This window comes from Streptomyces sp. NPDC088923 (assembly GCF_044749745.1).
Classification (GTDB): Bacteria; Actinomycetota; Actinomycetes; order Streptomycetales; family Streptomycetaceae; genus Streptomyces.
In genome coordinates this window covers 1-21,563 of sequence record NZ_JBIVIO010000010.1, presented here as the reverse complement: position 1 = coordinate 21,563, position 21,563 = coordinate 1, and the positions used below count along the sequence as shown (strand labels likewise).

The 21,563-nt window shown below is 72.7% G+C and carries 16 protein-coding genes; 11 read left to right on the top strand and 5 right to left on the bottom strand.

The genetic code is table 11. The features are described 5' to 3' along the window. Nucleotides 1–17 precede the first annotated feature (17 nt). A complete protein-coding gene (locus ACIP4O_RS27620; protein WP_401578829.1) occupies nucleotides 18–467 on the bottom strand; it encodes a metallopeptidase family protein in 450 nt (149 codons plus the stop codon). Between the two features lie 547 nt (nucleotides 468–1,014). Here ACIP4O_RS27620 and ACIP4O_RS27615 point away from each other — a divergent pair. From ACIP4O_RS27615 to ACIP4O_RS27575, 9 genes are all read left to right on the top strand, one after another. Further along, nucleotides 1,015–1,386 (top strand): DUF3499 domain-containing protein, encoded by a 372-nt coding sequence (locus ACIP4O_RS27615; protein WP_007822975.1) that lies wholly within the window; start codon nucleotides 1,015–1,017, stop codon nucleotides 1,384–1,386. A gap of 308 nt (nucleotides 1,387–1,694) precedes the next feature. Then, on the top strand, nucleotides 1,695–2,054 hold the full coding sequence (locus ACIP4O_RS27610; protein ID WP_401578532.1) for a hypothetical protein: 360 nt from the start codon (nucleotides 1,695–1,697) through the stop codon (nucleotides 2,052–2,054). A 181-nt stretch (nucleotides 2,055–2,235) separates the two neighbouring features. Beyond that, a complete protein-coding gene (locus tag ACIP4O_RS27605) occupies nucleotides 2,236–3,597 on the top strand; it encodes a phosphomannomutase/phosphoglucomutase (RefSeq protein ID WP_401578530.1) in 1,362 nt (453 codons plus the stop codon). Between the two features lie 56 nt (nucleotides 3,598–3,653). Next, the gene (locus tag ACIP4O_RS27600; RefSeq protein ID WP_361334783.1) at nucleotides 3,654–3,836 is read left to right on the top strand and encodes a Trm112 family protein; all 183 of its coding nucleotides are present in this window, start codon (nucleotides 3,654–3,656) and stop codon (nucleotides 3,834–3,836) included. Nucleotides 3,837–3,977: 141 nt separating this feature from the next. Beyond that, nucleotides 3,978–5,093, top strand: a complete 1,116-nt coding sequence (locus tag ACIP4O_RS27595) for an SIS domain-containing protein (protein ID WP_401578528.1) — start codon at nucleotides 3,978–3,980, stop codon at nucleotides 5,091–5,093. A 108-nt stretch (nucleotides 5,094–5,201) separates the two neighbouring features. Further along, nucleotides 5,202–6,365 carry a mannose-6-phosphate isomerase, class I gene (manA, locus tag ACIP4O_RS27590; RefSeq protein WP_401578526.1) on the top strand — a complete coding sequence of 388 codons (1,164 nt, stop codon included), beginning with the start codon at nucleotides 5,202–5,204 and terminating at the stop codon, nucleotides 6,363–6,365. 173 nt (nucleotides 6,366–6,538) lie between these two features. Then, the gene (locus ACIP4O_RS27585; RefSeq protein WP_361334775.1) at nucleotides 6,539–7,522 is read left to right on the top strand and encodes a cation diffusion facilitator family transporter; all 984 of its coding nucleotides are present in this window, start codon (nucleotides 6,539–6,541) and stop codon (nucleotides 7,520–7,522) included. A gap of 336 nt (nucleotides 7,523–7,858) precedes the next feature. Next, nucleotides 7,859–9,319: an adenosylhomocysteinase gene (ahcY, locus tag ACIP4O_RS27580; RefSeq protein WP_401578524.1), complete on the top strand. Its 1,461-nt coding sequence runs from the start codon at nucleotides 7,859–7,861 to the stop codon at nucleotides 9,317–9,319. 140 nt (nucleotides 9,320–9,459) lie between these two features. Further along, nucleotides 9,460–10,092 (top strand): hypothetical protein, encoded by a 633-nt coding sequence (locus ACIP4O_RS27575; RefSeq protein ID WP_401578522.1) that lies wholly within the window; start codon nucleotides 9,460–9,462, stop codon nucleotides 10,090–10,092. Nucleotides 10,093–10,138: 46 nt separating this feature from the next. Here ACIP4O_RS27575 and ACIP4O_RS27570 read toward each other — a convergent pair whose 3' ends face one another. From ACIP4O_RS27570 to ACIP4O_RS27555, 4 genes are all read right to left on the bottom strand, one after another. After that, complete coding sequence (locus ACIP4O_RS27570) at nucleotides 10,139–13,255, bottom strand: alpha-mannosidase (RefSeq protein ID WP_401578520.1); 3,117 nt, start codon at nucleotides 13,253–13,255, stop codon at nucleotides 10,139–10,141. Between the two features lie 98 nt (nucleotides 13,256–13,353). Beyond that, the gene (locus ACIP4O_RS27565; RefSeq protein ID WP_401578518.1) at nucleotides 13,354–14,973 is read right to left on the bottom strand and encodes an extracellular solute-binding protein; all 1,620 of its coding nucleotides are present in this window, start codon (nucleotides 14,971–14,973) and stop codon (nucleotides 13,354–13,356) included. Between the two features lie 47 nt (nucleotides 14,974–15,020). Beyond that, nucleotides 15,021–16,007: a carbohydrate ABC transporter permease gene (locus ACIP4O_RS27560; protein ID WP_401578516.1), complete on the bottom strand. Its 987-nt coding sequence runs from the start codon at nucleotides 16,005–16,007 to the stop codon at nucleotides 15,021–15,023. Next, nucleotides 16,004–16,924 (bottom strand): ABC transporter permease, encoded by a 921-nt coding sequence (locus ACIP4O_RS27555; RefSeq protein WP_401578515.1) that lies wholly within the window; start codon nucleotides 16,922–16,924, stop codon nucleotides 16,004–16,006. The genes ACIP4O_RS27560 and ACIP4O_RS27555 overlap by 4 nt, the downstream gene beginning before the upstream one ends. 252 nt (nucleotides 16,925–17,176) lie before the next feature. On the opposite strand from ACIP4O_RS27555, the gene ACIP4O_RS27550 reads away from it, so the two are divergent. Both ACIP4O_RS27550 and ACIP4O_RS27545 read left to right on the top strand, forming a co-directional pair. Next, the gene (locus tag ACIP4O_RS27550) at nucleotides 17,177–19,402 is read left to right on the top strand and encodes an ROK family protein (protein WP_401578513.1); all 2,226 of its coding nucleotides are present in this window, start codon (nucleotides 17,177–17,179) and stop codon (nucleotides 19,400–19,402) included. 170 nt (nucleotides 19,403–19,572) lie between these two features. Continuing rightward, the gene (locus tag ACIP4O_RS27545; protein WP_401578511.1) at nucleotides 19,573–21,285 is read left to right on the top strand and encodes a glycoside hydrolase family 71/99-like protein; all 1,713 of its coding nucleotides are present in this window, start codon (nucleotides 19,573–19,575) and stop codon (nucleotides 21,283–21,285) included. Nucleotides 21,286–21,563: the final 278 nt, after the last annotated feature.

The following is a 21,563-nucleotide window of genomic DNA, read 5'->3' as shown; positions in this document are numbered from 1 at the left end:
AACCGCGCCCGGGTCCCTCACTCCTCCCCGTACCTCGGGTCCACCGATTCCGGGGTGAGGCCGAGGAGCTCGGCGACCTGCTCGACCACGACCTCGTGGACGAGCAGGGCGCGCTCCTCGCGGCCCTTGCTGCGGATCTCGACCGGTCGGCGGTAGACGACGACGACCGGGGGGCGGCCGTCCTTCGCGCCCACCGCCGTGCCGAGCGGGACGGGCTCGTCCTGCCAGGCGTCGGGCGCGCTGCCCCCGCCGGGGACGTCCAGAACCATGAAATCCACGTCGGCGAGCTGGGGCCAGCGCCGTTCGAGGCGGTCCACCGAGTCCTGCACGAGGTCGGCGAAGCTCTCCGCCCTGCTCGCCGAGATCGGCACCTGCGGCGGCGCGACGGGACCGCGCATCCCCCGCCCGTGGCGGTCACGGCGGCGCGGGCCCCGAGAGGCGGACGAGGGCGGAAAGGAGCTGTCCATCACCTGAGAAGGGTAGTCCCCGGGGCCCGCCGAGGGGATGCGGCGGCACGCTCCGTGCGGGGCCGGTGACGGGACGGGACGCGTACGCGAGGCGGACCGGACGGGCACGGCGGCGCCGGGGGCGTCGTAGGGGGCCGCGGCCGGGATCGTACGGGCCGGCCCCTGCGGCCTGTGGTCGCGCCTCGGCTTCCGTCGGTGACTGTCCGCGAGGGTCCGACACATGCGGGACACGTATGCGACGGGCGTATTCGGCGGCGGTTTCCGGACACCCCGGTGACAGGTTTTCAGACGCCGACCGCTCGGGGGCGTCCCGGACCGCGTCGCTGTCCCGGGCTCTCTCGCTGTCCGACCCGTACCGACTTCGGCGGACATACGACGACCGGTCTGCCCCCGAGCGGTGCCGAACGCGTACCAGCGGGGGCCTGAAGGGGGTTTCCGTCCGTCTGCCCGGCTTGGGCCGTGGCGACGGTTTCCGGCCACGACACGGCGCGTACCGGCTGATGGGCGTCGTCGCGGCCCGTTCAAGAGTGCGGTACCGTCCAGGACCGTGAGCCCTGTACGTCGTTGTTCTCGCACCGCGTGCGGCAGCCCTGCCGTCGCCACGCTGACGTACGTCTACGCCGACTCGACGGCCGTCCTCGGGCCCCTCGCCACGTACGCCGAACCGCACTGCTACGACCTGTGCGCCGAGCACTCGGAACGGCTGACCGCGCCGCGCGGCTGGGAGGTCGTCCGCCTCGCCGACGCCTCCGCGCCCCCGCGCCCCTCCGGCGACGACCTCGAAGCACTCGCCAACGCGGTCCGCGAGGCCGCCCGCCCCCAGGACCGCCCCGCCGAACGCGAGGCACCCCGGGCGGCGGACCCCATGGAGGTCGCCCGCAGGGGCCACCTCCGCATCCTCCGCTCCCCGGAGAACTGACCCCCGGGCCTACGCCCGAGCCCGCCCCGGAGTCCCCGGCCGCTCCCCGGGGGAGGCCGGACCGCCTTCCCCTGCGGTTCCCGCCGTGACGCGGCGCGCGCCGTCCCGCTGAGCAGCACCGCCCCCGCCAGGCCGCCGAGCCCGACGCCGTTGCACCAGCGCAGCACCGGCTCGCCCGCGTACGTCGAGCCGTCCTCGCGGACACAGGTGAAGCCGAGCGGCAGGTAGGAGTGGCGGGCCGACCACAGGCCCTCGGCCGTCGCGGCGTCGACGTCGCGGCAGGCCGGGGCGGGCGAGGAGTCGGCCCCGTGGGAACTCTCGTTGACGTCGAAGAGCACGAGCCCCGCCCCGAGTACGTAGACGGACACCGCCAGCACCGCGAGCAGCCGGGCGCCCCACCTCGCCAACGCGCCCCGCTCGCGCGGCGCACCTCCCGGCAGCGCGAGCGAGACCGCCTTGAACAGGGCGGCGAACACCACCCCGCACAGCGCGAGAGCGGCGAGCGGCACGAGGAGGAGAAGCGGCAGTGCGAGCATGGCTCGGCCTTCCTGGACGGGACGGGTGCCGGTGGGACGGGTGCCGGCGGAACGGGCGTCGGCGGAACGGGTTTTGCCGCCACGGGCTTTGCCGCCACGGGGGTGACGGCTCGTGAGCGGCGTCACCGCTGACGAGACCCGCGCGCGCCGCGAAAGGTTGTGGCGGGCCGCCGGCGGTCGGCGGTGGCCATGGGGCGAGGGCGCGGCCGGGTAGGTTGTGGTCCGTACCGGAGCGACCGCGTACCTGCCCGGGGGACCGGCGGACGGTGGACGCGGGTCAGCAATCGGGAGCCAGGCAATCGGGAGGCAGGCTGTGGCCGATCTGTCGCAGATCGTGAAGGCGTACGACATTCGCGGGACCGTCCCCGAGCAGTGGGACGAACATCTCGCCGAGCTGTTCGGCGCCGCCTTCGCCGAGGTGACGGGCGCCGAGGCGATCGTCGTCGGGCACGACATGCGGGCCTCGTCGCCGGGGCTCGCCGCCGCCTTCGGCGCGGGCGCGCGGGGGCGCGGCGCCTCCGTCACCGCGATCGGGCTCTGCTCGACCGACCAGCTCTACTACGCCTCGGGCGCGCTCCACCTGCCCGGCGCGATGTTCACCGCCTCGCACAACCCGGCCCGGTACAACGGCATCAAGCTGTGCCGCGCGGGCGCGGCCCCCGTCGGGCAGGACACCGGGCTCGCCGACATCCGCGGGCTCGTCGAGAGCTGGATCGAGGAAGGCGCCCCGGCCCCCGTGGCCCGTACCGGCACGCTCTCCACGCGCGACACGCTCGGCGACTACGCGCGCCACCTGCGCACCCTCGTCGACCTCGCCGGCATCCGCCCGCTCAAGGTCGTCGTCGACGCGGGCAACGGCATGGGCGGCCACACCGTGCCCACCGTCCTCGCGGGCCTGCCGCTCGACCTCGTGCCGATGTACTTCGAGCTGGACGGCTCCTTCCCGAACCACGAGGCCAACCCGCTCGACCCGGCGAACCTCGTGGACCTCCAGGACCGGGTCCGGGCCGAGCACGCCGACCTCGGGCTCGCCTTCGACGGCGACGCCGACCGCTGCTTCGTCGTCGACGAGCGCGGCGAACCGGTCCCGCCCTCCGCGATCACCGCGCTCGTCGCCGCCCGTGAACTCGCGCGCAACGGCGGCGAGGGCACCGTGATCCACAACCTGATCACCTCCTGGTCCGTCCCCGAGGTCGTCCGCGAGCACGGCGGCACCCCCGTGCGCACCCGCGTCGGGCACTCCTTCATCAAGGCCGAGATGGCGCGCAGCGGCGCGATCTTCGGCGGCGAGCACTCGGCGCACTACTACTTCCGCGACTTCTGGAACGCCGACACGGGGATGCTCGCGGCGCTCCACGTCCTCGCGGCGCTCGGCGAGCAGCCGGGACCGCTCTCGGGGCTCGTCGCGCAGTACGACAGGTACGTGGGCTCGGGCGAGATCAACTCGACGGTGAGCGACCAGGCCGCGGCGACCGACCGTGTCCGCCTCGCCTTCGCGTCCCCCGACGTCACGATCGACACCCTCGACGGCCTCACCGTCACCGCCGCCGACTGGTGGTTCAACCTCCGCCCCTCCAACACGGAACCCCTGCTGCGGCTCAACGTGGAGGCACGGGACGCGGGGACCATGACGAAGGTGCGGGACGAGGTGCTCGGGCTCGTACGGGTCCCGTGACGGGCGGCGGGCTAGGCTGGCCCCCGTACCCGTCACCGCCCGCGGAAGGACCCCTCATGCCTCTCGAATCCGGCCTCCTGGAGATCCTCGCCTGCCCCGCCTGCCACTCCCCGCTGGAGGAGCGCACGACCGAGGACGCCGAGGAACTCGCCTGCACCGGCTCCGACTGCGGCCTGATCTACCCGGTCCGCGACAGCATCCCCGTCCTCCTCGTCGACGAGGCCCGCAAGCCGGAGTGAGGGTTGCCCCGGACCCGGCGAAATCCAGCCCGAGAAATACAGCCCGTCTGGGGGCACCTCCCGGCCGAAGGCTGGGGGAGTTTGAGGACCGGGGTCCGGGGCGAAGCCCCGAAAACGCCGCCGCCCCGCCAGGGAGACGCCATGCTCGACGACCTGCTCCTCGACGACCCCACCGCCCTCGCGCAAGCGGACCCGTACGGACTGCTGCCCACCGCCGCCTCGGCCGGCGCCCTGGTCCGCACCGCGCAGCGGCTCGCCGCCGAGGCCGGGCTCACCTCGCTCAAGCCCGAGGGACGCCCCCGTTCGATCCTGCTCGCGACCTCGGGCCCGGCCGCCGAGACCGCCGCCGACGTGACGAGCGCGCTCGCCGCGGGCGCCTGCCCCGTACTGCGCCTCGCCCCCACCGGAGTGGCCGCCGCGCCCGGCGCGCTGCGCTGGGCACTCCCCGGCTGGGCCGGCCCCGTCGACCTGCTCCTCATCGCCACGCCCGACGGCTCCGAACCCGGCCTGCGCCTCCTCGCCGAGCAGGCGTACCGGCGCGGCCTCACCGTCGTCGCGGTCCTCCCGCGCCGCAGCGCGCTCGGCGAGATCGTCGACGGCTCACGCGGCCTCCCGCTCCCGCTCGCGACACCGCCCGAGCCCGGACAGGCGGTCTCGCCCTGGCCCTTCCTCGTCCCGTTCCTCGGCCTCCTGGACCGTACGGGCCTGATCGGCGCCGACGAGGAGACGATCGAGCGCCTCGCGGACCGCCTCGACACGACCGCCGAACGCTGCGGGCCCGTCAGCCCGACCGGCGCCAACCCGGCCAAGTCCCTCGCCGTCGAACTCGACGAGTCGCTGCCGCTGCTGTGGACCGAGGGCCCCGCCTCGGACGCCGTCGCGCGCCGCCTCGTCCGGCTCCTCGCCGCCCGCGCGGGCCGCGCCGCGCTCACCGCCGCGCTCCCCGAGGCCCTCACCGCGCACGCGGCGCTGCTCAGCCGCCCCGCCGAGACGGACAGCGGGGACGACGGCATGGACGACTTCTTCCGCGACCGCGTCGAGGACACCTCCGGCCCGCGCCCCCGCGTCGTCCTGCTCCGTACCCGCACCGCGGACGGCCTCACCGCGGCCCCCGCCGTCCGCGAACTCGCCCACGCCCACCGGGTCCCCCTCACCGAACTCGCCCTCCCCGAGGGCCAGGACCTCGACGTCCTGGCCGAACTCCTCGCCCTCACCGAGTACACGGCGGCGTACCTGTCCCTGGCGGGGCAAAGCTGAGCGGAGGTCACCCGACCCGCGACGGGGGAGGGCGCCCCGCCCCATCCGCCCCGTACGCTCGACACCGGCCGCCGACCTCCACCCGTCCGCCCGCCCGTTGAAGGAACCATGGACCGCCTCCGCAACACCATCCGCCCCTACGCCTGGGGCTCGCTCACCGCCATTCCCGAGCTGCTCGGTGTCGAGCCCAGCGGGGAACCGCAGGCCGAGATGTGGATCGGCGCGCACCCCGGGGCCCCCTCGCACCTCGATCGCGGGCAGGGCGAGGAAGCGCTCTCCGCCGTCGTCGACGCCGACCCCGTACGCGAACTCGGCGCGCCCGCCGCCGAGAAGTTCGGCCCCCGCCTCCCCTTCCTCCTCAAGATCCTCGCCGCGGGCTCGCCGCTCTCGCTCCAGGTCCACCCCGACCGCGCGCAGGCCGAGGCCGGTTTCGCCGAGGAGGAGCGGCGCGGCGTGCCGATCGACGCGCCGGAGCGCAACTACAAGGACGCCAACCACAAGCCCGAGATGATCTGCGCGCTGACGCCCTTCGACGGCCTGTGCGGCTTCCGCGAGCCGACCGCCGCCGCGGCCCTCCTCGCCGGGCTCGACGTCGACAGCCTCAAGCCGTACGTGGACCTGCTGCGCGCCCACCCCGAGGAGGCCGCGCTGCGCGAGGTCCTCACCGCGATCCTCACCGCCGAGCCGCGCGCGATGGCCGCGACCGTCGAGGAGACCGCCCTCGCCTGCGAGCGCCTCGGCGGCCCGTACGAGCCCTACGCGCGCGTCGCCCGCGACTACCCCGGCGACCCCGGCGTCCTCGCCGCGATGCTCCTCAACTTCGTGCGCCTCCAGCCCGGCCAGGCCCTCTACCTCGGCGCCGGAGTCCCGCACGCCTACCTCCACGGACTCGGCGTCGAGATCATGGCCACCTCGGACAACGTCCTGCGCTGCGGCCTCACCCCCAAGCACGTAGACGTCCCCGAACTCCTGCGCGTCGTCCGCTTCGCCGCGACCGACCCCGGCGTCCAGCGCCCCGAGGCCGCCCCCGACGGCGAGGAGGTCTACGCGACCCCCATCGACGAGTTCCGCCTCTCGCGCTACGTCCTCGCCCCCGACGCCACCACCCCCGACCTCACCTCGCCCGGACCGCAGCTCCTGCTCTGCACGGCCGGGCGCGTCACGGCGGGCGAGGAGGCGCTGAGCCCCGGCGAGGCGGTCTTCGTCCCGGCGGGCGAGCGCGTCACCGCGAGCGGCGAGGGCACGCTGTTCCGCGCGGGGGTACGGATCTGAGCCGACGGGCCCCGCCCGGCTCCCACCCGGCCCCGAGGGGCCCCTCACCTCGCCCCGGCGCGGATTCCGCCGCCCGCGCCGGGGCACCCGTCCCCCGTACGGGAGAATGACGCGTCCCGGGAACACCGGCCGACACCGACGACCCAGATGACCCACAGGGGAGACGAGCAGAGATGAGTGCGTCAGGCGGCACCAAGGCGATCGTGGCGGCGCTCTCCGCCAACCTCGCCATCGCCGTGTCGAAATTCGTGGCCTTCGCCTTCAGCGGTTCCTCCTCGATGCTCGCCGAGGGCGTCCACTCCATCGCCGACTCCGGCAACCAGGCACTGCTCCTCCTCGGCAAGAAGCGCTCCGAGCGCGCCGCCACCCCGCAACACCCCTTCGGCTACGGCCGCGAGCGCTTCCTCTACGCCTTCCTCGTCTCCATCGTCCTCTTCTCGGTCGGCGGCATGTTCGCGCTGTACGAGGGCTACGAGAAGATCAAGCACCCGCACGAGCTGGAGCACTGGTACTGGCCGGTCGGCGTCCTCGTCTTCGCGATCATCGCGGAGGGCATGTCCTTCCGTACGGCGGTGAAGGAGTCGAACACGACGCGCGGCACGATGTCGTGGGTCGAGTACATCCGCCGCGCGAAGGCCCCCGAACTGCCCGTCGTCCTCCTGGAGGACTTCGGCGCGCTCATCGGCCTCGTCCTCGCCCTCGGCGGCGTCGGTCTCTCGCTCGGGACGGGCGACGGCGTGTGGGACGGCATCGGCACGCTGTGCATCGGCGTCCTGCTCATCTGCATCGCGCTCGTCCTGGCCGCCGAGACGAAGTCGCTCCTCGTCGGCGAGTCCGCGAACCCGCAGACCGAGGAGACCATCTCCGCCTCGCTCGTCGACGGCACCCTCGTCACCGGGGTCATCCACATGCGCACGCTCCACCTCGGCCCCGAGGAACTCCTCGTCGCCGCGAAGATCGCGGTACGCCCCGACGCGACCGGAACGGAGATCACCGAGGCCATCGACGGCGCCGAGTCCCGCGTCCGCGAGGCCGTCCCGATCGCCCGCGTCATCTACCTGGAGCCGGACATCTTCACCGAGGCGGAGGCCGCGGCGGGCCCGCACCCCGAGGCCACCCCGGGCGGCCCCGTACCGCACCCGGCCGGGGACCACTGACCGCTCGGCACCACCGCGGGGCACCGGGCCCGGGAAGGACACCGTCCCTCCCGGCCCCCCTGTCCCTTCCGGGCCGGGCTGGTAGCTTGGGGGCAGCCAGACGTCGCTGCTGATGGCGGTCGGGCGGCCCCCGCGAGGGGACCGGCCGAGGGAGAGAGGGCCTCCGACGGACTGCGCCGCGCAAGAGGACGGGACACGTGTGTCCGCGTCCGGTCCGGCACGTCCCGTACGTCCTTCCGGGGGTACGGGGACGAGGCCCGGCCTCGGACGCCTCGCACTCGCCCAGGCGCGGCCAGCACACCCGTACCCGCGCCCCGACCCGAGGAGCAGCAGAGCATGACGTCCGCCACCACCCCGCAGGACTTCAAGGTCGCCGACCTCTCCCTCGCCGACTTCGGCCGCAAGGAGATCACCCTCGCCGAGCACGAGATGCCCGGCCTCATGGCGCTGCGCGCCGAGTACGCCGAGTCGCAGCCGCTCAAGGGCGCCCGCATCACCGGCTCCCTGCACATGACCGTGCAGACCGCCGTCCTCATCGAGACCCTCACCGCGCTCGGTGCCCGGGTCCGCTGGGCCTCCTGCAACATCTTCTCCACCCAGGACCACGCCGCCGCCGCCATCGCGGTCGGCCCGAACGGTACCCCGGACAACCCGCAGGGCGTCCCGGTCTACGCCTGGAAGGGCGAGAGCCTGGAGGAGTACTGGTGGTGCACCGAGCAGGCGCTCACCTGGGCCGACGCCCCCACCGGCGGCCCGAACATGATCCTCGACGACGGCGGTGACGCCACTCTTCTCGTGCACCAGGGCGTGGCCTACGAGAAGGAGGGCAAGGTCCCCGACCCGGCGACCGAGGCCGAGAACGACGAGCACCGCGTCATCCTCGAACTCCTCACCCGCACCATCTCCGCCGGCTCCCAGAAGTGGACCAAGCTCGCCTCGGAGATCCGCGGCGTGACCGAGGAGACCACCACCGGCGTCCACCGCCTCTACGAGATGCAGCGCGACGGCTCGCTGCTCTTCCCGGCGATGAACGTCAACGACGCCGTGACGAAGTCGAAGTTCGACAACAAGTACGGCTGCCGCCACTCCCTCATCGACGGCATCAACCGCGCCACCGACGTCCTCATCGGCGGCAAGACCGCCGTCGTCTGCGGCTACGGCGACGTCGGCAAGGGCTGCGCCGAGTCGCTGCGCGGCCAGGGCGCCCGCGTCATCATCACCGAGATCGACCCCATCTGCGCCCTCCAGGCCGCGATGGACGGCTACCAGGTCACGACGCTGGACGACGTCGTCGACAAGGGCGACATCTTCGTCACGACGACCGGCAACAAGGACATCATCATGGCGAGCGACATGGCCAGGATGAAGCACCAGGCGATCGTCGGGAACATCGGCCACTTCGACAACGAGATCGACATGGCCGGGCTCGCGAAGATCCCCGGCATCGTCAAGGACGAGGTCAAGCCGCAGGTCCACACCTGGACCTTCCCCGACGGCAAGAAGATCATCGTGCTCTCCGAGGGCCGCCTGCTCAACCTCGGCAACGCGACGGGCCACCCCTCCTTCGTCATGTCCAACAGCTTCGCGGACCAGACGATCGCGCAGATCGAGCTGTTCACGAAGCCGCAGGAGTACCCCGTCGGCGTCTACGTGCTGCCGAAGGCGCTCGACGAGAAGGTCGCCCGCCTCCACCTCGCCGCGCTCGGCGTGAAGCTCACGACGCTCCGCCCCGAGCAGGCCGAGTACATCGGCGTGAAGGTCGAGGGCCCGTACAAGTCGGACCACTACCGCTACTGAGTCCCCTTCGCCCGTACGCGGACGCAGGACGCGTACGGCGGAGTGACGACGTGACGGAGTGACGGCCCGGAAGCCCCGCGCTTCCGGGCCGTCACGCTTCCCCCGCAGCCCCCCGAGCACCCACCCCAGGACACCCCCCGATGCCCCGAGGCCGCTACTCCCTCCACGACCCGCACGACGGCGGCCTGCTCGCCGAGGAGCACTTCCAGTGCGCGCCCGGGCCCTCCGGCTGGCGGTACGTCGCCCGGCTCACCACCCCCGTGGGCGAGCCGGACGCCGGCACCGTCGACCTCACGCTCGACTCGCGCGGGCGTCCCCTGCGACTCGAACTGCGCGCGGGCGGCTGGCAGGTCCGCGGCGGCGCCCTCGAAGGGCTCACCTGGGTCAGGTCGGACCCGGAGGGGAACCACGCCACCGAGGGCAACGCGCGCGCCCACGCCTTCGGGGGTACGTCCCCCGCCTTCTACGTCGCCACCGCCCGGCTCCTGCGCCTCACCCCGCAATCTCCCCCCACCCGCATCCGACTGGTCTCCTTCAGCGCACCGGTGCTCGCCACCAGGACGGCCGACCAGTCCTGGCAACTGACGGACACCCAAGCACACGCCACTGACAACGGACCCCTGCGCGTGGACTCGTACCAGGTCAGCGACCTGGAGACGGGGGAGCGGCACGAGGTGCACCTGGCGGGGGACGTGGTGCTCGCCGCCCCGGGGATCGAGCTGGAGGACCTGGAGTCCCCGCCGAACGAGTTCCCGCCGGAGCCCGGGGAATGACGAAGGGGGCGGCCGGTGCGCGGCCACCCCCTCGGTCATCCGGCGGTCAGCTCCTGCGCAGCCGCACCGTCAGGATCTGGAACGGCCGCAGCGCCAGCGCGATCCGCCCCTCCACGACCTCCAGCTCCGCCACCGGCTCCTCAAGCAGATCCGTCACCGCCGCCGAGCCCACCGCGAACCCCGCCCCCAGCGAAGCCCGCACCGACCCGCCCCGCGACTCGTAGAGCCGCACGACGACGTCCCCCGAACGGTCGTCCGCGAGCTTCACCGCCTCCACGAGCACGTCCCGGTGCGAGACGCTCACGAGCGGAGCGGCCCCAGCACCCGGCACGACCCGCAAGGGCAGGTTGAGCGCGTACCCGCCGGCCGCCGCGCCCCCGACGTCCGCGCCCGCCTCCAGCGCGTACACGAACGCGTGCCGCCCCCGGTCCGCCTCGGGGTCCGGGCTGTGCGGGGCGCGCAGGAGCGAGAGCCGCAGCGTCGTGGTCGTGCCGCCGTCCGCGCGTGTGTGCCGCCGCACGTCGTGCCCGTACGTCGAGTCCGTGAGCAGCGCGGCGCCGAAGCCGTGCTCGCCGACGTGCACCCACCGGTGCTGCCACACCTCGAAGCGGGCCGCGTCCCAGCTCGTGTTCTCGTGCGTGGGCCGTCGCACGTGCCCGAACTGCACCTCGGCGCTCTCGTGCTCCGCGTGCACGTCGAGCGGCCACGCCGCCTTGAGCACGGCGTCCCGCTCCTGCCAGTCGATATCGGTACGGACCACCAATCGCCGTGCCCCAGCGGTCAGTTCGAGGTCCTGCGCGAGCCGCGAGGTACCGAAGGCGCGCGTCACGCGCACCCGCGCGAGCAGCGGGCCCGCCTCCGTCAGCTCGACCGACTCGGCCCCGGTGAGGTCGCGGACGGTGTTGCGGTAGGAGGCGTCCAGGTTCCAGGCGCTCCACAGCGTCGGGTCGTCGTGGTGCAGTTGCAGCAGGTTGCCCGGCTCGTCGGGGGCGAGCGTCTCGCGGTCCGTGCTCAGGTCCACTACGGAGCGCACCAGCCCTTCGGCCCGGTCGATCCGCACCCGGACGAGCCCGTTGTCGAGGACGAAGTCCCCCTCCTCCTCGCTCGCGGTGACCGGCCGCGGGGCGTCCCCGCCGTCGTCCAGGGTTCCCGCGCCGTCGTCCAGGGTTCCCGCGCCGAGCGCCGGGGCGTGCGCGAGCACCGCGCGCGAGCCGTCCGTCAGCTCCTGCCCGCCCGCGACCGCGCCGGGCACCACCACGACCTCGGTACGGTCCTGCGGCGCCGCGTTCAACACCGCGAACCCCGTACGCGGCGGCCCGAGTTCGCGCGCGGCCGACCCGATGACCTCCTCCAGCGCCGCGTGCACCTCGCGGTACATCTCCTCTGCCTGCTCGTGCACCCAGGTGATCGAGGTGCCGGGCAGGATGTCGTGGAACTGGTGGAGCAGCACCCGCCGCCACAGGGCCTCCAACTCCTCGTACGGGTACGCGCGCCCGCCCCGTACCGCCGCCGTCGCCGCCCACAGCTCCGCCTCCCGGAGCAGTGCCTCCGAGCGCCGGTTGCCGCGCTTCGTACGGGCCTGGCTTGTGTACGTGCCCCGGTGGTTCTCCAGGTACAACTCGCCCCGCCACACCGGCCTTCGCGGATACTCGCGGGCGGCGATCCCGAAGAACTCGGACGGCTTCGCGATCTCGACGCGCGGCGAACCCTCCAGGTCCCGCAGCCGCCTGGCGCGCTCCATCATCTCCCGGGTCGGCCCGCCGCCCCCGTCCCCGAAACCGAAGGGCGCGAGCGAGCGCCCCGCGACGCCCTTCTCCGCGAAGTTCGCCTCGGCGTGGGCGAGTTCGCGTCCGGTCAGCTCGCAGTTGTACGTGTCGACGGGCGGGAAGTGCGTGAGGATACGGGTCCCGTCGATGCCCTCCCAGTCGAAGGTGTGGTGCGGCAGCCGGTTCACGGCGTTCCAGGAGAGCTTCTGGGTGAGGAACCAGCGGGCGCCCGCGAGCTTCGCGAGCTGCGGGTACGCGGCGCTGTAGCCGAAGGAGTCGGGCAGCCACACGCCGTCCTGCTCGACGCCGAACTCCTCCGCGAAGAAGCGTCGCCCGTACACCAGTTGGCGGGCCAGAGCCTCGCCGCCCGGCAGATTCCCGTCCGCCTCCACCCACATGCCGCCCACCGGCACGAAACTCCCCTCGGCCACGGCCTTCTTGATCCGCGCGTACACGTCGGGGCGCCGCTCCTTCATCCACGCGTACTGCTGCGCGGAGGAGCAGGCGAAGACGAGTTCCGGGTACTCCTCGGCGAGCGCGGTGACGTTCGTGAACGTCCGGGCGCACTTGCGGACGGTCTCGCGCAGCGGCCACAGCCAGGCGGAGTCGATGTGCGCGTGGCCGACCGCGTGCACGGTGTGCGCGGAGGCGTGCGCGGGCCGCGCGAGGACGTCGGCCAGGACCTCGCGGCCCCGCCCGGCCGTCGCCGCCACGTCCCAGGGATCGACGGCGTCCACGACCTTGTCGAGCGCCCGCAGGATCTCCCACCGGCGCGGCGCCGACTCCGGTAGCTGGTCCATGAGTTCGCCCAGGACGGCCATGTCCTGGAGCAGGTGCCACACGTCCTCCTCGCGCACCGCGAGATCGGCGACGAGCAGCCGGTAGAGCGGGTCGTCGCCCGAGGTCCGCGGGGAGCTGTAGCGCATCCCGAGCGCCGCGCTGCCCGCGATCTTCGGGTTCGCCGCGAGTTCGACCAGGAGGCTGATCTCCTCGCCCCCGGTGGCGGGTTCGGCGAGCCGGACGGTGCGGTGGTAGGGGTGCAGGCCCTGGAGGGGTTCCCCGGCGGCGGTGTGCACGAAGCCCTCCGCCTGCCCGCCGGGCCCCTGCGTGAGGTCGAAGTCCAGGTCGAAGACGGCCTCGACCCGCCTGCCCGCCCAGTGCGCGGGCACGGTGCCCCTGGCGCGCAGCCACGTCGTGCCCCAGGCCGGGCCCCAGTACTCGCCGGCCTCGAAGGGCTCGTACGTGGCCCGCAGCGCCTCGGCGACGGGCACCGGCTCCCCGGGCACCCGCCACACCTCCAGCGCGAGCGGCAGCGGCTCGGAGTGGAGGGCGGGTCGCAGCCTGCTGGAGACGAACCGTGCGATGCGGTCCTCGGTCGCGGTCCGGTCGTCGTGCATGGTGAGGGTTCTCCTCGGGTGGTGGTGCGGGGTGGGGGAGTAGGGAGGATACGGACAAGGTGGTGGGCGCCCGCGCGGTCGCGTGCCCGGCGCCCGGGTCAGCCGTGCAGGCTCGCCCAGGCCTTCTCGTACTCGGCGCGCATCCGGTCGCCGCCCTCGCGCCGCCACATGCGGACGGTCTCGTCGAGCGAGGAGAGCTTCTCGCGGCCCTGCATGATGCCCTTGAGGACGTCGTCGGTCTTGAGCTTGAGCGCGCCGAACGTCTTCGCGTTGGTCTCCGAGTAGATGCCCTCGGTCGGATTGCGCACGAGGACCTCGGCGGCCCGCGTCTGGAAGGAGTGCTGGCGGTCCACGACGTCGGGGCGCTCGGGGAAGTAGAGCGAGAGCGGCGCGTCCGTGATGAACCCGGTGGGCAGCGCGGTCTCCGTTGTGCCGTCCGGGGTGAGGATCGGGTCGGTGCCCCGACGTGTGTGGTCGTGGCCCTCGATGCCGTACTTGCGCAGCTTGTACGCGTCGGTGCCGAAGGGCGCCGCCATCGCGTTGGCGAGCCGGAGGATCTGCCGGACCCGGGACTTGGGGGCCTTCTTGATGGCGAGGACCGCGAAGCTGGAGTACCCGGCCCAGTGGCTGCCCCTGCCGCCGTCGAAACCCGGCGCGAGCATCCCGTCGATCTCCAGTCCCTTGTTGTTCGGCGCGTACTGCCGGTAGAAGTCGTTCCAGCCCGCGTTGCCGTCGTAGTGCAGCGCGATCTGCCCGTTGCCGAACCAGTCCTTGAACTTCCCGACCACGCTGTAGGCGTCGGGGTGGAGCAGGTGTTCCTTGGTGAGCCTGCGCGCCGCGTCGAGGGCCTCGCGTATCTCCTCGGACTCCAGCCAGAAGGTGAACTTCCCGTCCTCCTCGCGCCAGATGTTCGGCCCGCCCACCATCTCCATCATGAAGTTCAGCGTCGTGATCGGGTCACCGAGCGCGTACCGGCTGTGCTTGGGGTCGGACACGTCCCTGCACAACTGCTGGAACTCCTTGAAGTCCTTCGGATTCGGGTCGAGTTCGCGCTCCTTGAAGCGGTCGGAGCGGTAGAACATGATGCTGCCCGCGTTCGCGCGCGGCATCGGAAGCGCGTAGATCCCGCCGTTGTAGACCGTCCAACGCCAGGCGTCGGTGGGGATGTTGGCGAGGTAGGGGTACTCGCGCACCGCCGGGCCCGACAGGTGCTCGGTCAGGTCCTCGAAGAGCGCGTTGAACATCGCCGGCTGCTGGCTCGCGGTCGGCAGCACGAGCATCGCGTCCGGGAGGTCCCCGCCCGCGACGACCACCGAGAACTTGTTGGGGTAGTCGCCCACGGGCACGATCTCGACGTCGAGATCCGTGCCGAGCTGCTCGTCGAGCGCCCGCCAGTACGGGTTGCGGCCGCGCGGCGGCGGTACGGGATTGAAGGTCAGCGTCATGACGCGGACCCCGGGCCCCTTCGCGGGCGGCCCGTCCGGGAAGGCCGGCGCCGGGTCGGCCGGGTAGTGCCGGTAGCCGTTGAGCACGCCGCCCTTCGTCCCGGCGAGCGCCGGCTTGACGCCCTGGTACGGGACGTAGTCGGGCAGTACGACCTTCGCGTTGTCCGCGAGCGGGATCGCGGGACCGCCGTCGCCGCAGCTCGCGAGCGCGAGGCCGGCCGCCGCTCCCGCCGAAGCGCGCAGCAGTCCTCTGCGCGAGATGAGAGGGCCCATGGGGCTGCTCCTTCGTCGTCGGATGGATCAGGGGTGGAGCGGGGGCCTCAGCCCTTGACGGCGCCGATCATCACGCCCTTGTTCATGTGCCGTTGCAGGAACGGGTAGACGAGCACGATCGGCACGATCGAGAGCACGATGATCGCCGCCTGGAGCGCCTGTGAGGGCGGCAACGGCGCCCCGGCGGCGGACGCCTCGCCCGCGCCGATCGCCGCGTTGTTCACCACGTACGTGCGCAGCACGAGTTGCATGGGCCACTTCGCCGACTCGTTCATGTACAGCAGGGCGTTGAAGAAGGCGTTCCAGTACGAGACCGCGTAGAACAGCCCGACGACGGCGACCGACGCGCGCGAGAGCGGCAGCACGATCTTCGTCAGGATGTTCAGCTCGCTGGCCCCGTCGATCCGCGCCGCGTCCACGAGTTCGCGCGGAATGCTCTGGAAGAAGGAGCGCAGGACGATGACGTTGAAGGCGTTCACCATCGTCGGCAGGATCAACGCCCAATAGCTGTTGATGAGATGGAGCTGCTTGATCAGCAGGTAGCTGGGGATCACGCCCGGCGCGAAGAGCATCGAGAAGAGCAGGATCATCAGTACCGGTTTGTGCCCGAAGGACCCGGGCCGGCTCAGCCCGTACGCGAGCGTGATGCTGGAGAGCAGGCTCAGCGCCGTACCGACGACCGTGACCCCGATGCTCACCGCCATCGCCCGCGTCACGAGCCCGCCGCGCAGGATCGCCGCGTAGGAGTCGAACGAGGGGTGGTCCGGCCACAGTACGAAGCCGCCCGCCTCGTTGACCTGCGCGTTGTCCGCGAGCGACGTCGAGATCACCGTGAGGAAGGGCAAAATCACGGCGAGGCAACAGAGCAGGATGATCAGCGACTTCAGGACGCGCCACGGTGGCGAGGCCGGGGTCTGGCCCGGTATCCCCGCGTCGACGCGGCGCGGCTTTCGGCCCCGCGGTGCGGAGCGCCGGTCGCGGGGTCCGGGAACGTCCGCGGAAGCGGGCGTCGTGGGAAGCTGCGCGGTACTCATGAGCGGTAGATCCCTTCCTCGCCGAAGAAGTGCGCGAGCTTGTTCGCGCCCAGCACCAGCACCACGCCCACCAGGCCCTTGACGAGCCCCACGGCCGCCGAGACGCCCCACTGCCCGGACAGCAGACCGTTGTTGTAGACGTAGGTGTCGAGCACTTCGCTCGCCGGCAGCCCCACCCCGGCCTGTTGCAGGATGATCTGCTCGAAGCCGACGCTCAGCGCGTCCCCGAGCCGCAGGATCAGGAGCAGCACGACGAGGCCGCGCAGCGCGGGCAGCGTGACGTGCCACGTCTGCCGCAGCCGCCCCGCGCCGTCCATCGCCGCCGCCTCGTACAGATCGGTGTCGACCCGCGAGAGCGCGGCGAGGAAGAGGATCGTGCCCCAGCCCGTGTCCTTCCAGATGACCTGCGAGGTCAGCAGGCCCTTGAACAGGTCGGGGTCGCCGATGATGTTCCACGTGCCGAGGTCCTGCGCGCGCAGGAAGACGTTGACGAGCCCGCCGCTGCCCAGCATCTGCTGGAAGAGCGCGACCACCACGACCCACGACAGGAAGTGCGGCAGGTAGAGCACGTTCTGCACGGCCTTCTTGACCCGCTCGCTCACCAGGCTGTTGAGCGCCAGCGCGAGCAGGATCGGCGCCGGGAAGACGAACACCACCTGGATGATCAGGAGTTGGAAGGTGTTCGAGAGCGCGTGCAGGAAGGCGGAGTCCCCGTTGAAGAGCACGGAGAAGTTGTCCAGCCCTGACCAGCGGCTGTGCGTGATGCCGATGAACGGCTGGTAGTCCTGGAAGGCGATGACGTTGCCGAGCAACGGCACGTAGTGGAAGAGCAGTACGACGGTGATGCCGGGCACGGTGAACCAGAAGAGGCCGCGATCGACGCGGCGTTTCTTCCGCGGGCCGGTGAGCTGGGACATGGGCTGAGCCCTTCAACGGTGGAGGGCGGGCCCGGCCTTCGCTCGGTGGGCCCCTCGGGGCGCTATGTAAAATCAATGGATTGCTTTGAGTCAATGCGTCTGACAGCGCTTTCCGTCCGATGCCGCAAGGGATTTTCGGCGGTGCACACGCGGCTTCCCTTGGCCGGAGGGTGTACGGGGGCAGGATGTGGAAGCGAAGTTCTTTATCAGCTGCCACGGCGAGGATCGTGACGGTACGGAGGCGGGAGCACGATGCGCGAGGCACATACGGAAACGACACCGAACCCCACGACGGCCACGGCGACGACCCCACCGACGCCCCGTCCGGCCGCCCCCGCCCCCGGCTTCGCCCTCACCTCCGCCGACCGCACCCGCCTGCGCGGCTGGGCACGCGGCTCGGGCGCCCGCGCCCTGCGCGCGCAGATCGTCCTGGACGCCTCTGCCGGTACGGGCGTCATCGACAGCGCCCGCCGCCTCGGCGTCTCCCGCCCCACCGTCACCGCCTGGCGCCGCCGCTACGCCGCCGAAGGACTCGCCGGACTCGAACACCGCCCCCGCAGCGGCCGCCCCTCCCGCGTCGACGAAGCCGCCCTCGTCGCCCGCTCGCTCACGCCCGCCCCGGACGGCGCCCCCCTCTCGGTCCGCGCGCTCGCGGCCCGTACCGGCGTCTCGCACACCACCCTCGCCGCGGTCCGCCGCCGCTGGGGCCTCGGCGCGGGCCCCGGCACCGCGGGCCTCACCGTCCCCGCCGACCCGCCCTGCCCCCTGCGCGACCTGGACCTACTCGCCGTCCACGCGAGCCCCGGCCCCGAGGGCGGGCAGCGCGCCCTCTTCGTCCTCGCCCCACCCCCCGAGGGCCGCCCCCGCCCCTCCCGCCGCGCCACCGCGCTCGTCCGCGACGCGACGGCATACGTGTACGGGGCGCTCGACGCGCTCGACCCCGGCCCCGCCGCCGCGCCCCGCCGGAACGCCGCCGCTCCGCCCCCGTACGAGGAACTCCTCGCGGCCGTACGCGAACGCCACCCCGGCCGCACCCTCCACACCCTCACCCTCGGCCCCGTCCCCACCCTCGAAGGCGCCGCGCCCCACACGCTCCCCGCCGCGACCCGCTGGCCCTCCCTCCTCCGCGTCCTCCTCCTCGCCGAACTCGCCCGCGACCCAGTGGCGTTGGCCGCCGCGCTGGTGGAACCCCTCTCCGCGGATCTTGGGACGGAAGGTTCCCTCCACTGGGTACGTCCCCCCGCCCCGCCCACCGCGCAGTCCACCCCGCGCCCCGCCCCCCGCGCCTTCAACCAGCTCGCGCTCGGCTCGTACAACGAGAAGCTCGTCATCGAGAGCATCCGCGAGGCGGGCACCCTCAGCCGCGTCGAGATCGCCGCCTCGACCGGGCTCACCCCGCAGGCCGTCTCCCGCATCACCCGCAACCTGCTGACCTCGGGACTCATCGTGCAGGACGAGGGCCGCTCGGCCGGCGCGGGCAAGCCCCGTATCCCGCTGCGCCTGCGGCCCGACGCCGGGTACGCGGTCGGCATCCACCTCGACCCGTGGATGATCACAGCCGTCGCCGTCGACCTGTGCGGCCAGGTCGTCGCCCGCCGCCGCTTGCCGCTCGAAGCCCCCCGCGACCCCGACTGGTGCCTCGCCCAGATGGCCGCCCTCGCCCGCGAGGCGGCGGCCGAAGTACCGGCCGCGGGGCCCGTACTGGGGTACGGGGCCGCCCTGCCGGGACCGCTCGACCGGCGCGCGGGCGTCCTGCTCGATCCGCCGCTCTTCACGGGCTGGGAGCGCGTGGACGCCGGCGCGAAACTCAGCGCCCGGCTCGGCAGTTCCGTCGTCGTCGAGAAGGACGCGACCGCGGCGGCCATCGGCGAACGCTGGCTCGGCGCCGCGGAACGCGCCGAGGACTTCGTGTACCTGTACCTGGGAGCGGGCGCGGGCAGCGGCGCCTTCCTGGGCGGCGACGTGCACCGGGGCGCGACGGGCAACGCGGGCGAGCTGGGCGAGCTGTGCGCCCCGCGCCCCCGGCCCGCGGGCGACGACGTGCCGCGCTCCGCCGAGGAGTGCGCCCCCATCTCGACCACCCTCGCCCGCGTCCGCGCCGCGGGACTGCCCGTACCGCGCGGTGAGGACGCCTACCCGTGGGTCTGCGCGCGCGCCGCCGAGGGCGATCCCGTCGTCCGCGAGGTCGTCGACGGCGTCGCGCGCGTCCTCGCCCGGGGCGCCGCCGGGCTCGTTGGACTCTTCGACACCGAACTCCTCGTCGTCGGCGGCCCCGCCGTCCTCCCCGGCGTCCGCACCCGCTACCTCGACGTCATCACCGCGGCCGTCAACACCTTTCCCCTCGCCCACCACGTCCGCACGGTGCGCGTCGCCCCCTCGCACCTCGGCGAGGAGGCGGCAGCCGTCGGCGCCGCGTCCAGCGTCTTCCACGCCACCTTCACGCCCAGCCTGAAGGCCGGGAGACGGGCAAAGAACTAGGCGACCACGAGGGAAAGGTACAAGGCGTACGCGTCCCCATCTCCCTTGTCCCGCTGGGAAATCGATTTCGCCCAAGCGGTTGACGAGGTACATCCGAGGGATTTTCATGGCGGCACCTCACCGGTGCCGCGCTCGTCCCCGAAGCTCCCTCCACGGAACCGAGGACCCCCATGCCCAGACGCCGTACCCGTCTCTCCCTCGCCACCGCCGCGAGCCTCACCCTCCTGGCCACCGCACTCGGCACCCAGGCCGGAGCCGCGAGCCCCACCGCCGCACCCCCCACCCTCAAGGGCCACGTCTACGCGGGCTACCAGGGCTGGTTCAACCACCCCTCGGACGGCTCCCCGCTCGGCGCATGGCGCCACTGGGCGGGGTCCCAGCCCTCACCGGGCAACCAGACCTTCGAGCTGTGGCCGGACACCCGCGCCTACCCGGACTCCGCCCTCGCCGCCACGGGTTACGCCCCGCTCGGCAACGGCGATCCCGCCCGCCTGTTCTCCTCGTACCCGGCCGCCGTCGTCGACCAGCACTTCGACTGGATGCGGGACAACGACCTCGACGGCGCGGCCCTCCAGCGCTTCGGCAGCGACGTCTCCGACCCCGCCTCACCGCGCGCGGCCGTCCGCAACTCCGTCGCCGACAAGGCCCGCAAGGCGGCCGAGCGCACGGGCCGCGGCTTCTACGTCGAGTACGACGTGAGCGGCCTGACCGACGCGAACTTCGAGCAGGTGCTCCAGGACGACTGGACGAACGTCGTCACCGGCTCCCTCCACCTCACCGATTCCCCCGCCTACGTCCACCAGGACGGCAAACCGGTCGTCGAGTTGTGGGGCCTCGGCTTCAGCAACCGCCCCGGCTCGGCGGAGCAGTCCGAGCGGATCGTGAACTGGTTCAAGAGCAAGGGCCTCTACGTGGTCGGGGGCGTCCCAACCGGCTGGCGCACCGACTCCAACGCGAAGCCGGGCTTCGGCCCCGTCTACCAGGCGCTCGACATGCTCTCCCCGTGGATGGTCGGCAACGCGGGCGACAACGCCCCGCAGATCGCCGCCGACCTCGCCGCGCTCACCCCGCGCGGGCAGGACTACCTCCCGGTGATCTATCCGGGCTTCTCCTGGTCCAACTGGAAGGACGGCCCGCGCAACGAGATCCCCCGCCGCTCCGGGGACTTCCTGTGGCAGCAGGCGGTGAACGTCAGGAAAGCGGGCGTGGGGCAGGCGTTCCTCGCCATGTTCGACGAGTACGACGAGGCCACCGCGATGGCCCCGGCCGCCGAGGACTCCTCGATGATCCCCACCGACCAGTACTTCCAGACCACGAGCGCGGACGGCACCTATCTCTCCGCCGACTTCTACCTCCGCCTCGCCGGCGCGGCCACCGGCATGATCAGCGGCCGCGACCCGCTCGACCCGGAGATCCCCATCCCGCCGTCCACTGGGCCCGTCCAGTTCCGCACGGGGTTCGAGCCGGGCACGGACGCCCGCCCGACGACGGGCGTCACGGCGAAGGGCGTCGCGGTGACGACCGCCGGGGGGAGTGCCCACCGGGGGAACACCTCGCTCACGGTGAAGGGGACCGGCAAGGCCGCCGCCCCCACCTCGTACGCCGTCTTCGACGTGGACATCCCCGTGACAGCGAGGACGGAGCTCACCTATTACCTGAAGCCCACCGACGCGGCCGGCCGCGCCGTCACCGTCGACCTCCTCCTCGACAACGGCGAGACCGTCCGCACCCGTCCCACCCGGAAGACCCCGCTCTCCGCCTGGACCGAGGTGACCCGGCGGCTCAACGGCTCGGCACGCGGCCACCGCATCGAGAAGCTCCTTGTCACGGCACCGGCCAAGGGGACCGCGTCGCTCGACGACGTGACCGTCACGAACCGCTGAAACCGCGGGTGGCGCCCCCTTGTGGAGCGGCCTCACGAGGGGGCGCCCAGCGGATGTGCATTGCCCCCTGACGACCTGCTACTGTCCTCCACGCCCCGAAAGAACCGCCCTACAGCGGAACAGGGTGGGCACCTCTCCGAACAATGCGGAACGAAGGACAGCCGGTAAAACGGCCGCCGAAGATCTGATAAAGTCGGAGACGCCGAAAGGGAAACGGAAAGGCCGAAAGGCCGGGCCGGGAACCGGAAAGCACCGAGGAAATCGGGCCCGAGAGAGTC

What these genes read in the sequence shown, in the direction of transcription:
- ACIP4O_RS27595 (WP_401578528.1), top strand. Translation starts at nt 3,978, where the DNA reads ATGCTCGACGACCTGCTCCTCGACGACCCCACCGCCCTCGCGCAAGCG.
- ACIP4O_RS27570 (WP_401578520.1), bottom strand. Translation starts at nt 13,255, where the DNA reads ATGCACGACGACCGGACCGCGACCGAGGACCGCATCGCACGGTTCGTC.
- ACIP4O_RS27545 (WP_401578511.1), top strand. Translation starts at nt 19,573, where the DNA reads ATGCCCAGACGCCGTACCCGTCTCTCCCTCGCCACCGCCGCGAGCCTC.
- manA (WP_401578526.1), top strand. Translation starts at nt 5,202, where the DNA reads ATGGACCGCCTCCGCAACACCATCCGCCCCTACGCCTGGGGCTCGCTC.
- ACIP4O_RS27565 (WP_401578518.1), bottom strand. Translation starts at nt 14,973, where the DNA reads ATGGGCCCTCTCATCTCGCGCAGAGGACTGCTGCGCGCTTCGGCGGGA.
- ACIP4O_RS27555 (WP_401578515.1), bottom strand. Translation starts at nt 16,924, where the DNA reads ATGTCCCAGCTCACCGGCCCGCGGAAGAAACGCCGCGTCGATCGCGGC.
- ACIP4O_RS27560 (WP_401578516.1), bottom strand. Translation starts at nt 16,007, where the DNA reads ATGAGTACCGCGCAGCTTCCCACGACGCCCGCTTCCGCGGACGTTCCC.
- ACIP4O_RS27575 (WP_401578522.1), top strand. Translation starts at nt 9,460, where the DNA reads ATGCCCCGAGGCCGCTACTCCCTCCACGACCCGCACGACGGCGGCCTG.
- ACIP4O_RS27585 (WP_361334775.1), top strand. Translation starts at nt 6,539, where the DNA reads ATGAGTGCGTCAGGCGGCACCAAGGCGATCGTGGCGGCGCTCTCCGCC.
- ahcY (WP_401578524.1), top strand. Translation starts at nt 7,859, where the DNA reads ATGACGTCCGCCACCACCCCGCAGGACTTCAAGGTCGCCGACCTCTCC.
- ACIP4O_RS27600 (WP_361334783.1), top strand. Translation starts at nt 3,654, where the DNA reads ATGCCTCTCGAATCCGGCCTCCTGGAGATCCTCGCCTGCCCCGCCTGC.
- ACIP4O_RS27550 (WP_401578513.1), top strand. Translation starts at nt 17,177, where the DNA reads ATGCGCGAGGCACATACGGAAACGACACCGAACCCCACGACGGCCACG.
- ACIP4O_RS27620 (WP_401578829.1), bottom strand. Translation starts at nt 467, where the DNA reads ATGGACAGCTCCTTTCCGCCCTCGTCCGCCTCTCGGGGCCCGCGCCGC.